The organism is Telmatobacter sp. DSM 110680 (genome assembly GCF_039994875.1).
Lineage (GTDB): Bacteria > Acidobacteriota > Terriglobia > Terriglobales > Acidobacteriaceae > Telmatobacter.
The window spans coordinates 4,908,586-4,924,328 of sequence record NZ_CP121196.1; the positions used below are offsets into that span (position 1 = coordinate 4,908,586).

A 15,743-nucleotide genomic window follows, 5' to 3' on the forward strand; every position below is an offset into this window, starting at 1 on the left:
GCCTTGGACGCGTATTCTCGGCGCAGACAATTGGGGCCCAGAGAACGAACGACCTCGGCGGGGCGAGGCCACATCCCAGATGCGCATCCTGAGGTTATCGGTAACAAGCAAGAAGATATCCATGCTCGTCGCGGCCATAGCGCTTGCCTCGATGATCGATTTTGCATGCGCGGCCCCCGGTGCTCCATTACAGGGCAGTGTATCCACGGTGAACTCACCGTCGGCACCGATCTCTCACTGGGCACAACAAGTGGTGCTTGGTTCTTCGACGGTGGAGTTGACCGGCCCATGGAAATTCCACAAAGGCGATAATCCCGCATGGGCGCAGCCGGACTTTAACGACTCGGGCTGGTCTTCCATGGACCTGACTCCGCCCCCGGGCTCCTACGATCCATTTTTGGGCACCAGCGGGTTCGTGCCAGGTTGGACGGTGCTCGGGGACCCTGGCTATTCGGGATATGCATGGTATCGACTCAAAACCAATATTCAATACGACCCGGGGCTGTCAGAGGGCGGGCTCGCAATCAAAATGCCCAACGACGTCGACGACGCCTACCAGATCTACGTAAACGGAACGCTACTCGGCTCTCTGGGCGACTTCACCGATAAAGGAGTGACAACCTATCTCACTCTGCCGCGGGCATTCGTCCTCCCGAAAGGAATCAAGAGCGGTCAGGTCACATTTGCGATCCGCGTGTGGATGGACCCCTCAACGCCGTTGACCAATCCGGATACCGGTGGTTTACATGAGCCACCAGTCCTGGGACAGGCTGGCCCAATCGAACGCATGCTGCATATGGCTTGGGATTCGGTGAATCATTCCCAGTTGAGCCGATTCCTGGTGCTGGGCGTACTCCTGCTTGCCATAACCGTGACGGTGGTTTTGTTCTGGCTTGATCGGAAAGAAAAAGCGTATCTATGGCTGGGACTTACGTGCGGTGGAGTGGCACTGGAAACGGTACTGACTCTCCTCGGGAACTACACTTCGTTGTTGCCGTCCGCTGTGTTTTTCTTGTTGTCCGACGCGGTTATGAAGCCCGCGATCATTGCGCTGTGGATCGTTTTCTGGGCCTACTGGTTCCGGATGGGCCGCATGGAGCGCATGCACAAAATGGTGTGGGCTTTTGCGCTTGTACTCGGCCTGACGATTGCCATGATGCGCGCGCCGCTTTACGGCATGCTGATTCCGGTCCACGCATTGGTATATCTCGCTCCGCTCTCCGTTTTTATCAAGCTGCTGCTGGGGGGACTGCTGCTGTGGGTGGCTTGGGAAGGTATGCGCAAAGACCACACTGGGGCATGGCTAGCGATGCCCGCAGTTGGTCTGGTGATCGTATCGCTTTACCAGCAAGAGTTGCTCGTGCTTCATGTTCCTCTGAGTTTCTTCCCGTTTGGTATGGCAGTGGGCATCAGCCAGATTGCCGTGGTGGTATCGCTCAACATCATCACCCTGCTTCTGATGCGGCGGTTCCTGCAGTCGCTGCGGCTGCGGCAGCAATGGGAAGCCGAAATCGACCAGGCTAGACAGATTCAGCAACTGCTGATCCCCGAAGCCATTCCAACGATTCCGGGCTATGTTCTTGAGACTGAATACAAACCAGCCCAGCAGGTAGGCGGCGACTTCTTCCAGATTTTGCCCGATGGGCACGGCGGTGTGCTGGTCTTGCTCGGGGACGTGACCGGAAAAGGCCTGCAGGCCGGCATGCAGGTAGCTTTGATCGTGGGCGCGATTCGCACTACCGTGGAAACCAGTTACGAGCCCCATGTCGTACTTGAGTCACTGAATCGCAGGCTATGTGGGCGCGGACAGTCTTACGCGACATGCGTGGCGATGCACATTGCCGCGGACGGCAAGACGACCATCGCGAATGCCGGGCATCTGGCGCCGTATTTAAACGGGAAAGAACTCGCCATGGCCGGCAACCTGCCGCTTGGCCTGAACGACTCCATCACCTTCGATCAGACGACCATCCAGTTGAAACAGAAAGATCGGCTGCTGGTGATCACCGATGGCGTGATTGAAGCGAAGAATGCAAAGAACGAGCTCTTTGGCTTCAACCGAGCGCGCTCAATCAGTCATCTCCCCGCGGCATTCATCGTCAAGGCTGCAGAGATCTTCGGTCAGGAAGACGACATCACCGTAGTCTCCATTTCTCGCCTGGCGCAGGAAAAAGAAGGCGATATTACCGCGACGCCGCCGATGAAGTCTGAAGTCGCCTGAGCGCCTCTCCCCCTGTCCAGCCCTTTCCAGAACATTGCCTTTTGAGTACGCTCTCTGTTTCCGAAAAGAAACTGATTGCGAAAATCGGTGATTCGACGTAGCTTGGCTCAGAGTTCGATTCCAATCCTGGAGTATTCGATATGCATTCCCTTGCCATGCTTCTACAGGACAATCAGCCAAATCCCGAAATGCTTCAGCACCTCATGGTTGCGATGGCGGCAATCATTCCTATCATCATGGTGCTCGCGATCGCGATCTTTATGGTGCCCTGCTGGTTTATCTGCAAGAAAGCCGGCTTCTCGCCCTGGCTCTCGCTGCTCTGCATCATTCCGTCATTAGGAACCCTGGTCTTGCTCTACGTTCTCGCGTTTGCCGATTGGAAGGTCGGACCAGTTCCCATGGCCGCTTATCCGCCACCGTATCCGCCGCAGCCGCCCTATCCACCGCAGGCGTGAGACGGCTCACCTGATTCATACGGGATCGAATGCTAGCATCGTGATTGGAACGTATTGATACGATGCCCGATCCGACTCCCACAACAACTGGAAATATTCGCGTCCGTTTTGCGCCTTCGCCCACCGGTTTTCTCCACGTTGGCAGTGCGCGCACGTTTATTTTCAATTGGCTTTATGCCCGCCACAATCACGGAACCATGGTGCTGCGGCTCGACGACACGGATATCGAGCGCAACACCGATGCGAGCGTCCAGTCGATCTTTGAGGGACTGCGCTGGCTGGGCCTTTCCTGGGATGAAGAGTACAAGCAGTCCGAACGCCTAGCCCTGCATCGCCAGGCCGCCGAATCCATCTTCGCCAAAGGCCTCGCCTATCGCGACTTCACACCTGCCCATGCCGCCGAAGGCGAAACATCCTCCGCGCAGGGTGCATGGCTATTCAATCCCGGCATGCGCGAAACATCACGCGAAGAAAGCGATCGCCGCGCCGCCGCAGGTGAGAAGTTTGCGCTCCGCTACCGTGTTCCCCGCGGCGAAGATCGCGTCTTGATCTTCAAAGATGCTGTCTACGGAGCGCAATCCAAACCAGCCGACGAGGTTGAAGACTTCGCCCTCCTGCGCTCTGACGGAATGCCGACGTATCACCTTGCGTCCTGCGTCGACGATGCCGACCTCCGCATCAGCCACATTATCCGCGGGCAGGATCACCTCACCAACACCTTCAAGCATCTGCTGATCTTCGAAGGCCTGGGTGCGGAGCCGCCCCAGTTCGGGCACCTTCCCCTACTCGTCGCACCGGACGGTACCAAACTCTCCAAGCGCAAGCACGGCCCAGTAGTCAGCGTCACCACCTATGCGAATGCCGGCTTTCTGCCTGAGGCCTTTATCAACTTTCTTTGTCTCCTTGGCTGGTCGCCGAAAGATGACCGCGAGTTCCTCAGCCTCGAAGAACTTATCGCCGCATTCACCCTGGAACACGTCAACCGCTCCAACGCCGTCGTCAACTTCACCGAGGAAGACCCATTCGACGCGAAGGCCGTCCATCTCAACGGTGAGCACATCCGCGCCCTATCCGTCGAGCAGCTCAGCGCGCGTCTGCAGCCCTTTTTCGATCAGGCCGGACTGCATCCATCGCCTGAAAAACTTCTAGCTGTCACCCCGCTCATTCGCGAGCGCATTAAGTTGCTGAAGGACGCCGTCTCCGCCGCCGACTTCTTCTTCGTCTCGGAGCTTCCGCCTTACGACCCTGCCGAGCTGATCCCGCAAATCAGCAAGAAAGAGCAGGGCGATGGCGCCCTCGCCCACCGCGTTCTTCAAACCGCGCTCGAAGTTCTGCCCACCACGGAGTTCGATCACGACACACTCGACAAGGCGCTGCGTGAAGCCGCGGCAACGTTGGGCCTCAAAGCCGGACCGATGTTTCAGCCGATCCGCGTAGCCGTCTGCGGACGCAAAAACGCGCCGCCCCTCTTTGAAACCATGATCGTCCTTGGCCGCGACGTATGCCTTATCCGTATCCAAGAGGCTATAGCCAAACTCGAATCCACTAAATAAGCCAGTCCGCTTTTTGGGGAAGCAATACTTGTGACGTCAGGAATCGCAGCTATGAGCAACGGAAATCCGGAAATGCAGGACACTCGCCCCGTCTCTAACTTTCTTCGTGACCAAATCGCCGAAGACGTGCGCACCAAAAAGTACGGCGACGCCATCGTCCAGACGCGTTTCCCACCCGAGCCAAACGGCTACCTCCACATCGGCCACGCCAAGGCAATCTGTCTTGACTTCGGTCTCGCCGACGAGTTCGGTGGAAAGACCAACCTCCGCTTCGACGACACCAATCCCGAGAAAGAAGAGCAGGAGTACGTCGACTCCATCCAGAAAGATGTCCGCTGGCTCGGCTTCGACTGGGAGCGTCTTTGCTACGCCTCCGACTACTTCCCGCAGCTCTACGAGTGGGCCCTCAAGCTGATCCGCGACGGCAAAGCCTACGTCGACGACCTCACTGCCGACGAAATCCGCCAGCACCGCGGCACCTTGACCGAGCCCGGCAAGAACAGCCCGTATCGCGACCGCTCAATCGAAGAAAATCTGGACCTGTTTCAGAGGATGAAGGCCGGCGAATTCCCCGACGGCACCCGCGTTCTACGCGCCAAGATCGACATGTCCTCGCCCAACCTCAACATGCGCGATCCGGTCATGTACCGCATCCTTCATGCGTCGCACCATCGTACCGGCGACGAGTGGTGCATCTACCCCATGTACGACTACGCCCATGGCCAGTCCGATTCCATCGAGCGTGTCACGCACTCCATGTGCACGCTCGAATTCGCAGATCACCAGCCGCTCTATCGCTGGTACATCGAAAACCTCGGCATCTTTCCCTCGCAGCAGATCGAGTTCGACCGTCTCAACATTACCTACACGCTGCTCAGCAAGCGCAAGCTGCTGCAGTTCGTGCAGGAGAAGGTCGTCCGCGGATGGGACGATCCGCGCATGCCCACCCTGTCGGGCTTCCGTCGCCGCGGCTTCACTCCCGAAGCCATTCGCACCTTCGTCGGGTCCATCGGCGCTTCACGCACCAACGGCAGCACCGACATTGAAATGCTGGAGCACTTTCAGCGTGACGACCTCAACCGCCGGGCTTCACGGGCGATGGTTGTGCTGCGCCCCCTCAAGCTCGTCATCGACAACTATCCTGCTGGACAGGAAGAGTTCGTCGAAGTCGCCAACAATCCCGAAGACCCATCCGCCGGAACTCGCAAAGTTCCCTTCTCCGGCGAGATTTACATCGAGCAAGACGACTTCCGCGAAGTTCCTCCGCCAAAGTACTACCGGCTCTCTCCCGGCAAGGAAGTTCGCCTGCGCAATGCCTACTTTGTCACTGCACAGAACGTGGTCAAAGACGTCGACGGCAATATCGTAGAGGTCCACTGCACCTACGATCCGGCCAGCAAGGGTGGCAACTCGCCCGACGGACGCAAGGTCAAGTCGACGATGCACTGGGTTTCGGCCGGGCACGCCATCTCCGCAGAGATCCGTCTATACGACAAACTCTTCACCAAGCCCGATCCAAGCGACGTCGAGGAGGGCAAGGACGTCCTCAGCAATCTCAATCCCAACTCGCTTGAAATACTGACCAGCGCCAAACTGGAGCCGTCTCTTGCTAATGCCCGGCTTGAGGATCACTACCAGTTCGAGCGCGTCGGCTACTTCTGCCTCGATCCCGACTCCGCGCCCGGCAATCTCGTCTTCAATCGGACCCTTTCGCTCAAAGATTCTTGGGCCAAGATTGAGAAAAAGGCGGGGGCGTAGCTAACTGATCTGAATTGGACAAACGCCTCGGCGGCTTTCGGCGGGGCCCTGATGAAATCGCTACTTGCCAACCACATCAATCGGCACGGTGATTGTCTTCGGGGGCATGCAGGCATTCTGGTCGCACGCCTGGTAGCGTAACTTCGCTTCGACAAGATGATCGCCGGGGGCGGCAACGATCTTTGAGTCGATTGTGAACTCGCCGCTGTACACCAGAAGCCTCTCATTCGGATCAACTGGCAGCGTGAAATCCACGCCCGCTGGATAGCTGGCGCTGGCAAGGTGAACACCTGAGGACTCAGGAATTGAGAAGACCGTAGGGATCAGGTAGTCCGCGCGCGGCTTGTGCGCGTTGATATGCAAGTTCTGCTGGATGCGAAAGTGGAGTGCAACCGAGCTTGGCTTTCCCGCCGGAACGGTCACCTGCTCGGGATAAAGATATTCGACAGCTTCTGTTTTGTGGCTCGATTTGTGCGGAGATTCAGACACAGAATCCTGCGCTCGGCTCGCAGAACAAACGAAGCACGGCGTCATACAAATTGCAATACAGACGAGCCAGCTCTTTGCGTACGTCAATTCCGCGCTCCTCAGCTGCCCAGTGTCTTTTTGATGTTCTCTTCCATATCGTCTTTGGAGGTGATGCCGAGTTGCACCGCGACAACTTTGCCGTCAGGGTTGACATAAATAGACGTGGGCATCGCGTCGAGGCCGCCATACACGCTGGCGAGGCTGTCGCCGTTGATGAGGACGGGATACTGCATGTGCTCGTCCTTTACAAATTTAGCAATAGCCGCCTTGTCGCGGGCCCATCCTTCTTTATCGCCGGGCTGCAGGTCATCGCCTTCGGTCGAGATGCCGACGATTTCAAATCCCTTCGACGCATACTCATTCTGCAGTTCGATGAGCCAGGGTGTTTCGATCTTGCATGGTCCGCACCAAGTTGCCCAGAAATTGATAAGCAGAGGCTTGCCTTTAAAGTTCGACAGCGCAACCGTCTTTCCACTCAGATCCTGGAGGACAAAGTCGGGAGCAGGCTTTCCAATCAGAGAGGTTTGACTTTGGGGAACGTCCCCGGCTGCAGGAATCAGCTCTGCATGCGAAGCACTAGCCAAGGCCCGCTCGGCCGCCTGCTTACGGTACTCCCAGTTGGCCCATCCGGCCCAGGCAAACGTCGCGAGGATGAGCAGTGTGACGCCGATAACAATGGTGTTGCGCTTCAAGGGGAAAAACCTCTCGTCATCTATTGTACGAGGGAGGACAGAGCACCGGGAACAGCGGACACTGACCTTGCGGAAGAGTCAAAGCAGCCAGTGACTGCAAAGTTGAAAACCAGTAAGGCCAGCGGAACGCGGGTCTCACTGTCCACTGATCACTGTCCACTGTTAAGATCAGAAACCGATGAATCGCAACAACGAGAAAGATCCCCTGACACCTGCGGGACTGGTGCGCACTGAAGCCGCTGCGCTTGAGTCACTGGCGGCGCGGCTGGACGGTCCGATGGCGGCTGATTTTGACCGAGCCGTGGACCTGATTGTGCGTTGCGGTGAATGCAATGGCCGCGTGGTTGTCACCGGCATGGGCAAGAGCGGCATCATCGCCCAGAAGATTGCGGCTACGTTGAGTTCCACGGGAAGTCCCGCTTTGTTCCTGCATCCTGCCGAAGCAGTTCACGGCGACCTGGGCGTACTGATGCCCGGCGACGTGGTGATTGCGCTGTCGGCAAGCGGCGAAACCGAGGAGATACTGCGCCTGCTGGCGACGCTCAAGCGCAAGGGCGATGCCCTGGTGAGTTTCTGCTGCAATCTAAAGTCGACTCTCGCGGGAGCTAGTGATGTGGCCCTTGATTGCAGTGTTGATCGCGAAGCTTGCGGATTGAATCTCGCGCCCACGGCAAGCACGACGGCGATGCTTGCTCTGGGGGACGCGCTCGCGGTCGCAGTGAGTCTGCGCAAAGGATTCAAAGCCGAAGACTTCGCGGAACTCCATCCCGGCGGCAAACTCGGCAAGCAACTCGCCAAGGTTCGGGACCTGATGCACGCTGGCAACGACATCCCGGTTGTCACTCTGCAGACGCCAATGTCCGATGTGATTTACGAGATGTCGTCGAAGAAACTGGGCATGACCACGGTGCAGGAGGCGGGTCGCCTACGTGGCGTCATCAGTGACGGTGATTTGCGCCGACTGCTGGAGCGCGAAGGCGGAGCGGCGCTGAGCAAGTCGGCAGGCGAGGCCATGAACGCAAAGCCTCGTACCATCACTGGCGAGGAACTCGCGGCAAAGGCGCTGGCGATTCTCGAGGAGCGGAAGATTACGTCGCTGGTGGTTGTCAATGCGGAAGGCAAGGTCGAAGGTGTGGTGCATCTGCATGATTTGTGGGGAGTCGAATTGATCTAGGAGCAGATGTCCACTTGGTCGATCCCCGCAAGGAACCGGTATCGTTCGATGAGATTCGTGCTGACATCGAAGCGAAACAGCGCTCGATAATCTGGCCGGATTATCTTGCTGCAACGGGACGGGTCTATGGGTTTCTATGGAATGGCGACCCTAAAGCTAAAATTATTCCGCGTGCTGGCCTTGTCCTATTTGGCTTGCATTTTTTCGCAGGAGGAATTGCCTTCATCGCTGCTTCTATCGGAGGCGAACCTGAGGACAGGTTCTACCCGGGTGCAGTCATCGGTTCCGTTTTTGTTCTTTTAGCCCTCCGTATGTTCAGGAATGCATTGCTCTTCGCGCCGAAACCGCTGAAATCTGAGGGCGAAGGAGAATTTCAAAGTGACAAATCATAAAACCGTCCTCATTACTGGCGCTTCGAGCGGCTTCGGGCTGCTGACTTCCGTTACGCTCGCGAAGTGCGGCTGGCGGGTACTGGCGACTATGCGTGACCTCGACCGCCGCACCAAATTGGAGACTGCGGCACTTGATGCGGGAGTGCAGGAGCGCATCGAGTTTCACGCGCTGGATGTCACGAATGCAGAACAGATTGCGGCGCTCGCTGATCTAGTAGCCAAGCGAGGTGAACCACTGCATGCCCTCATCAACAACGCCGGCTTCGCGGTTCCCGGGTTTGCCGAAGATGTGACTGACGCAGAGTTGCGCGACCAATTCGATACGAATTTCTTCGGCGCCGTAGCCGTGACGCGAGCAATTCTGCCGCTGATGCGGCGGCAGGGTTTTGGCCACGTCGTCATGGTCTCGTCGATCTCGGGGCGCGTAGGTTTCCCCGGCGTCAGCAGTTATGCATCTTCGAAATTTGCTCTGGAAGGCTGGACCGAGACGTTGCGCTACGAGATGAAGGCTTTCGGCATTTACGCAGTGCTGGTCGAGCCGGGCTCGTTTGCAACCGATATCTGGACGCGCAATGCGAAAATGACAGCTGCTCTAAAGAATCCGAGTGCGGCGAATGCAGCGCGGGTGGCTCGATGGCGCAGTCGCATCGATCAAAGCGCCAAAGACCGCGCTGATCCACAGACGGTTGCTGACGTAATCGCCCGTGTGGTGGAAAATCCACGACCGAATCTTCGTTATGCCGTCGGCAGAGATGCCCGCATGGCTCTCAGGCTGCGCGGAATCTTGCCGGCCAGCATGTTCGAAGGCGTGATCATCAAGAGCAGCGGCGTGGACTAGCGCGGCAACGACGAAATCCTACGACGCCTGCATCCTCGCCGATTTCGAAAATAATGTGTCTCCAGTTCCACGCCACGTGTCCCTGCTAACACGGTTCGGACAATTCGATCTCGCCTAGCTTGATTGTTTTCAGCGGCTCGCACGCTGGCCCGTCGCTTGCAGTTAGCAAGCGCAGGAGATCACGATGCAGGTTCAGCTCACAATTCCCGGGCTCACAGATTCCGCAACAGAAGAGCCAGAGCTCAAAAGGCGACTCCTCCCCGAACATTTAGAATGGTTTCTGCTTCTAGGTTCTCATGCGTCCGCAGCAAATCCGCTGAGCAAGTGTTTGTCTCATCGGGATTTAGCGGACGGGAAAGCACGTTCGGACTCTTCTATGCATCGTTGGTCGAAGCTCTTTGTACCCACTCTTCGGGAGGCCCCGGCAGATGCCGAAGTGGCCAGCCACAAGTTCCTGCTGCGGGCCGGATACATTCGTCAGCTCGGCGCAGGCCTCTACAGCTATCTCTTTCTCGGACAGCGTTCGCTGAACAAAATTACCGGCATCGTGCGTGAAGAGATGGACAAGATCGGGCAGGAGTTCTTTCTGCCAGCGCTGCTGCCCAAGGAGCCATGGGAAGAGAGCGGCCGCTGGACAGGTATGGGCGCCAACATGTTTCGCCTGAAAGACCGCAAAGGCGCTGAACTCTGCCTGGGGATGACCCATGAAGAGATCATGACCACCATCGCCCGCAGCGAATTGCGCAGCTATAAACAGCTGCCGCAGATCTGGTACCAGATACAAACCAAGTTCCGCGATGAACCGCGCCCCAAAGGCGGACTCCTGCGGGTTCGCCAATTCATCATGAAAGACAGCTACTCCTTCGATCTGAACAAGGAGGGGCTGGACAAGAGCTTCGATCTGCATGATGCGGTATATCGCACCATCTTCAAGCGCTGCGGATTGAAGTTTGTCGCTGTCGAAGCTGATTCCGGAGCGATGGGCGGCTCGCAGTCACAGGAGTTCATGGTTTACACCGACGCAGGCGAAGACCTGATTGCCAGTTGCCCGGTTTGCGGATACGCCGCGAATCTTGAGAAAGCAACGTCGCGCCTGAATCTGGTTGCAGAGATGGAGCCAACGGGCGACGGAACACCGGAGCTTGTGTTGACGCCGGGATGCGCCGCTATCTCCGACGTTGCGGCGTTCTTCAAGATTTCGCCGGCATCGGACATCAAGTGCGTGGCGTACATGGTGCTGAAGCGGGGCACGCCTGGGAAAGATGGTGCAGTGAAGGATACCTGGCACGGTGTTGCTTCTTTCTTGCGCGGCGATCATCAGGTGAACGAGACCAAGCTGCTGGGTGCTGTTGGCGGCGCGGAACTGCGCACGATGCAGGCTGAGGAATTGCAGCAATACTTCAAGGGGCCCGCAGGATATCTAGGTCCTGTGGGTCTGACCCACGGCGACAAGCCGCTTGGCGATGGATTGACGGTGGTTGTCGATCAGTCACTCGATGGCCGCAAGAACCTGGTGTGCGGGGCCAATCAACAGGACTACCATCTGCGCAATGTCGTTCCTGGTCGCGATTTTACCTGGACGGTGCTCGCGGATATACGCAGCGTAAACGAGGGCGAGACCTGCCCGAAGGACAACTGCAGTGGCAAGCTGGTGGTGGGCAAGGCCGTTGAAGTCGGCCATATCTTCAAGCTTGGCTACAAGTACACGGAGTCCATGGGGGCGCACGTTCTCGACCCCAACGGCAAGGAAGTCAAGCCGATCATGGGCAGCTACGGCATCGGCATCGAACGCATTCTCACGGCAGCGATCGAACAGTCGAATGACGCAAATGGATTTTACTTGCCGGCTTCAATTGCACCCTTCGCCGTTGTTGTAACGGTGACCAATGTTTCAGACACTGTGTTGCGCGAAGCGGGCGAAAGACTTGCGTCGGAACTTGAAGCAGCAGGACTCGATGTGCTGCTTGATGACAGAGACGAACGGGCAGGAGTCAAATTCAAGGACGCAGACCTGGTCGGAATTCCTTACCGCATCAACGTGGGCAAGAAGACAACCGGCGGCCAGGTTGAACTGGTGACGCGCGCAACCGCTAGCAGCGCAGATATTGCAATTGAGGACGTTGTCGCGCAGGTGAAGCAACGCGTACTGGAAGAGAAGCTACTCGGTGAAAGCTCCTAGCGACAAGATCATTTGCGATGGCGTGCGAAAACAAGACTTCGAATATTTCATCATTGAATTGAGGGCATAGGAATGGCGCTGAAGATCAGGCTGGAGAGACCAAATTGGAAGCTCTCCAGGCTTCGTCTCTCGTGGTCTTCATGGGTGGTGCGCGGAGTTGTCGGCGCTGTCTTGCTCTTTGGAATTATCGGCTTTGCTGTCTTTACGCATTACTACAACAAGTATGCCCGCATCGTAGACGAACGGCTGAAGCAGCCGCTCTTTGCCAACACGGCAAAGATTTACGCCGCACCGCGGGAAGTTCGGCCCGGGCAGAAGATCAGCGCCCGCTTAATTGCCACCGAATTGCGCGAAGCGGGGTACACGGTTGACGGGCTTTCGCATCCGTCGCCGATGGGCTCGTTCGCCGAATCAGCGCAGTCGATCACGGTTCATCCCGGTCCCGAGTCCTACCATGCCCCCGACGCTGCCACGATCCAAACCCGCGATGGCAAAGTCGATTCAATCACTGACGAGAAAGGGCAGTCTCTTTCAAGTTATGAGCTGGAGCCTCTGCTGATTACGGGGCTGAGCGAAGATGCGAATCGCACCAAGCGCCGTCTGCTGAACTACGACGAGATCCCGGCAAACCTCGTGCAAGCGGTTCTCGCCATCGAAGATCGCAAATTTTTTGAGCACGGCGGCGTAAATTACTTCAGCATCCTGAGCTGGGGATGGCACGATCTCGTCGGCGACCGCAAACATCGGGGTGGCGCATCAACACTAACGATGCAGCTGGCCAAGCTGATTTTTCTTGCTGACACCGGGACCATCAAATACAAAGTTACGCAGATTCTTATTACCTTTCACCTTGAACATCGATTCACAAAAAAGCAGATCTTCGAGGCTTACGCAAATCAGATCAACCTCGGACAGCGGGGAAGCTTTTCAATTGATGGCTTCGGCGAGGCTTCGCAGGCGTACTTTGGCAAGGACGTTCGTCAACTTGACCTGGCGGAGTGCGCAATGCTGGCGGGCATCATTCAGCGTCCCAACTATTTCAACCCTTTCCGCCATCCGGAGCGCACCATCGAGCGGCGCAACCTTGTGCTGGACTCGATGGTGGAAACGGGCACGATCAACAAGGAACAGGCCCAACGCGCCAAAGCTGAACCACTGCATCTTGCCTCTGTCAGCTCCGACGCCAGCGAAGCTCCTTATTTTGTGGACCTGGTGCGCGATCAACTCGTGCAAAAACTTGGTGATCGCGACTTTAACCGCGAGGGTCTGCGCATCTACACGTCGCTTGATCCCGACCTGCAGCGCGTTGCGACGGATGCTATGAATGCCTCGCTCCCCCAGATTGATGCGCAGGTAGAAAAGCGGCACGCCAGACTGAAGAAGACCACTGAGCCTCTGGTCTACCCCCAAGTGGCGCTGATTGCGCTCAATCCACGCACCGGCCAGGTTCTTGCGCTGGTAGGTGGCCGCGACTACGGCAAGTCGCAGGTGGATCACGCTGTAGCGCACCGTCCAACGGGCTCTATCTTCAAGCCGTTTGTGTATGCAGCGGCCTTTCAAACCGCCGTCGAAGGTACGATGCTGCCCGGGCAAACTGCACTATTTTCGCCGATAACCATGTTGAACGATCAACAAGCCACATACGGCGAGGGCACCCAATACGAGTACACTCCTCGCAACTACGAAGGCGAATATTACGGGGAAATGACTGCGCGCTTAGCCCTGATGCGATCGGACAACAACGCAACGATTGGCCTGGCTTCGATGGTCGGCTTTGATCGTGTTGCGGCGCTGGCTCGCGATGCAGGCATCAAAAGCGCACAGCCCACGCCCGCCATGGCGATTGGTTCCTATGACGCTACCCCGCTCGACATGGCCGGAGCGTACACCATCTTTTCCAACGGCGGTGTCCACATCGATCCCTGGGTACTGGCCAGTGTACGCACCCCGAATGGAGATGTGGTTTCTGACTATGCACCAACGACCAAGCAGGTTCTCGATCCGCGCGTGGCCTTTCTGATGACCAACATGATGGAAGCGGTGCTGCAAGGCAACGGACCTGCTGGATGCAAAGTGAATGGCCTGGACTATTGCGGAACAGGCGCGGGCGTCCGCAACATGGGATTCCGAGCTCCGGCGGCCGGCAAGACCGGCACCAGCCACGATGCATGGTTCGCCGGATACACCAGCAGCCTCTTGTGCATTGTGTGGGTGGGCAACGACGACTACACTCCCCTGGCGCACGGGCTCGAAGGCGCAGCCGTCGCAGCACCGATCTGGGCTGCGTTTATGAAGTATGCAATTCAATTGCCGCAATACTCCGACACCAATGAGTTCACGCCTCCAGACGGCGTGCAGCTTGTCACTATCGACAAAGCCACCAACCTGCTTGCCGGTCCGACATGTCCGGACGACTTCACTGCGGCTTTTCTTGACGGCACGGCGCCCACAGATACCTGCGATCATCCGCCCGATCACCGCAACGTCCTGCAGAAGATCTTCGGGCTCGGCAAACCGGGCAACTGAGTTCTCGAAAAGTCCCCGCATGGGCGTGAGCGCGGGCACATTTTTCAAGCAATACAAATCAATAGAATCCTTTGCAGTTCTGAACAGGCGGAACTGACATAAGGAGTGTGCCGAAATGAAAGCTGAATTGAGTGTGCGAGCTGTTCATCAAGGCGGAATGAGAGTTTTAGCTACGGACGGTCAATTCGAAGTGCTGATGGATTATCCAATTCAAGAGAATGAATCCATATTGGGCCCGACTCCGTTGACCATGCTGCTGGCAAGCCTTGCTGCGTGTAGTTTGAATTCGGTTGCAATGATCCTGAAGAAAATGCAGCAGCCACTCCTAGGATTGGAAGTCAAAGCTCGCGGAGTGCGGAAGACCGAGCATCCGACACTGCTAACCGATATCTCGCTTGAATTCACGGTAAAAAGCGGCGTTGATCCGGCCGCGGTGGCGCATGCGATGAAATTATCTAAAGAGCGGCTGTGCCCGGTTTGGAACATGCTGAAATCCAGCACCGCAATTAAAGCGGAATTTCACCTGCGACCGAAGGAAGAACTCGAACCGGCTCCGGCCCATTGATCAAGCACCGTCAATGTTGCTGCCGTCCGGCATAGGCTGGCAAGACTGACACCAGAACGTAACGCGCGCATCCGCGCCTTGCAGGCGATGCCGAATCGGATTGCCACAGCGACGACACGGCGCGCCAAAGCGGTTGTAGACCCACAGACTGTCTTGTGGCTTGGCGCCGTGCGTGGTTCGCCGCTGCTGGCCGCGATAGGTGACGATCATGTTGCCAGAATCTTCAAGAACATTCGCCGCCACAAGCTTTTGCGCCGTACTGACCAATGCCGCGACCTGCTTATCACTTAGCGATGCGACACGACAAAACGGATTTACACCCTCAACGAAACATATTTCCGACTTGAAGACGTTCCCAACTCCAGCCAGCACCTGCTGACGTAAAAGTACCTCGCCAATCTCTTCGTCGGCGTAGGTGCGAATGCGCGTTGCAGCAGCCTCGGGGTCGAAGTCCTCGCCGAGCACATCGGAACCTTTAGGCGGGATGCGCTTCTCGCGTGCCAATGCCTGAGCGGTGTAGATTCGCGCAATCGGCACCGTGAATGCAATCGCCTGGTAATCCCGATTCTCAAGCACGATGCGCATGTCGCGCGCCGGTCTGTGCCAGCGCTCTCCAGCGCGATAAAGATGCCAGGAGCCATTCATCAGCATGTGGGTTGCCAGGGTCGCTCCGCCGGAGAAATGAATCAACAGCCACTTTCCGCGCGATTCAACGCAGTCAACTGACTGCCCGGTAATTGGCGTGTCGTCGTGAAAGCGCGTGAGCAAGGGGAAAGTCGATCGAAAGTTGGTGATCGGCTTGCCGACGAGTGCGCGGCCCAACGCTCGCGCGCTGCGAAAGATGGTATCGCCCTCAGGCATG

The 15,743-nt window shown here is 57.2% G+C and carries 13 protein-coding genes; 10 read left to right on the forward strand and 3 right to left on the reverse strand.

From position 1 onward, the window contains the following. Positions 1-121 precede the first annotated feature (121 nt). The 4 genes from P8935_RS20265 (at position 122) to P8935_RS20280 (ending at position 5,987) form a co-directional block, all read left to right on the forward strand. Entirely contained in the window at positions 122-2,221 is a 2,100-nt protein-coding gene (locus P8935_RS20265) for a SpoIIE family protein phosphatase (RefSeq protein ID WP_348262126.1), read from the forward strand. A gap of 140 nt (positions 2,222-2,361) precedes the next feature. Further along, positions 2,362-2,676: a hypothetical protein gene (locus P8935_RS20270; protein WP_348262127.1), complete on the forward strand. Its 315-nt coding sequence runs from the start codon at positions 2,362-2,364 to the stop codon at positions 2,674-2,676. A gap of 62 nt (positions 2,677-2,738) precedes the next feature. Further along, entirely contained in the window at positions 2,739-4,229 is a 1,491-nt protein-coding gene (gene gltX, locus P8935_RS20275) for a glutamate--tRNA ligase (protein ID WP_348262128.1), read from the forward strand. Positions 4,230-4,259: 30 nt separating this feature from the next. After that, positions 4,260-5,987 carry a glutamine--tRNA ligase/YqeY domain fusion protein gene (locus P8935_RS20280; protein ID WP_348262129.1) on the forward strand — a complete coding sequence of 576 codons (1,728 nt, stop codon included), beginning with the start codon at positions 4,260-4,262 and terminating at the stop codon, positions 5,985-5,987. 60 nt (positions 5,988-6,047) lie between these two features. On the opposite strand, the gene P8935_RS20285 is transcribed toward P8935_RS20280, so the two are convergent. Next, positions 6,048-6,476: a protein-disulfide reductase DsbD domain-containing protein gene (locus P8935_RS20285; protein WP_348262130.1), complete on the reverse strand. Its 429-nt coding sequence runs from the start codon at positions 6,474-6,476 to the stop codon at positions 6,048-6,050. A 98-nt stretch (positions 6,477-6,574) separates the two neighbouring features. Further along, complete coding sequence (locus tag P8935_RS20290; protein WP_348262131.1) at positions 6,575-7,207, reverse strand: redoxin family protein; 633 nt, start codon at positions 7,205-7,207, stop codon at positions 6,575-6,577. A gap of 178 nt (positions 7,208-7,385) precedes the next feature. Between P8935_RS20290 and P8935_RS20295 the strand changes: the two genes are divergently transcribed. The 6 genes from P8935_RS20295 to P8935_RS20320 all read left to right on the forward strand — a co-directional run bounded on the left by P8935_RS20295 (position 7,386) and on the right by P8935_RS20320 (position 14,881). Beyond that, the gene (locus P8935_RS20295; RefSeq protein WP_348262132.1) at positions 7,386-8,381 is read left to right on the forward strand and encodes a KpsF/GutQ family sugar-phosphate isomerase; all 996 of its coding nucleotides are present in this window, start codon (positions 7,386-7,388) and stop codon (positions 8,379-8,381) included. A gap of 14 nt (positions 8,382-8,395) precedes the next feature. Continuing rightward, entirely contained in the window at positions 8,396-8,773 is a 378-nt protein-coding gene (locus P8935_RS20300) for a hypothetical protein (protein WP_348262133.1), read from the forward strand. Continuing rightward, positions 8,760-9,611 carry an SDR family oxidoreductase gene (locus P8935_RS20305; protein ID WP_348262134.1) on the forward strand — a complete coding sequence of 284 codons (852 nt, stop codon included), beginning with the start codon at positions 8,760-8,762 and terminating at the stop codon, positions 9,609-9,611. The genes P8935_RS20300 and P8935_RS20305 overlap by 14 nt, the downstream gene beginning before the upstream one ends. 376 nt (positions 9,612-9,987) lie before the next feature. Next, a complete protein-coding gene (locus P8935_RS20310) occupies positions 9,988-11,790 on the forward strand; it encodes a proline--tRNA ligase (RefSeq protein ID WP_348262135.1) in 1,803 nt (600 codons plus the stop codon). Positions 11,791-11,862: 72 nt separating this feature from the next. Beyond that, positions 11,863-14,316 carry a transglycosylase domain-containing protein gene (locus P8935_RS20315; RefSeq protein WP_348262136.1) on the forward strand — a complete coding sequence of 818 codons (2,454 nt, stop codon included), beginning with the start codon at positions 11,863-11,865 and terminating at the stop codon, positions 14,314-14,316. A 115-nt stretch (positions 14,317-14,431) separates the two neighbouring features. Then, entirely contained in the window at positions 14,432-14,881 is a 450-nt protein-coding gene (locus P8935_RS20320; RefSeq protein WP_348262137.1) for an OsmC family protein, read from the forward strand. Here P8935_RS20320 and P8935_RS20325 read toward each other — a convergent pair whose 3' ends face one another. Then, a complete protein-coding gene (locus tag P8935_RS20325; RefSeq protein ID WP_348262138.1) occupies positions 14,882-15,742 on the reverse strand; it encodes a DNA-formamidopyrimidine glycosylase family protein in 861 nt (286 codons plus the stop codon). It abuts the gene before it with no gap. Position 15,743 lies beyond the last annotated feature (1 nt).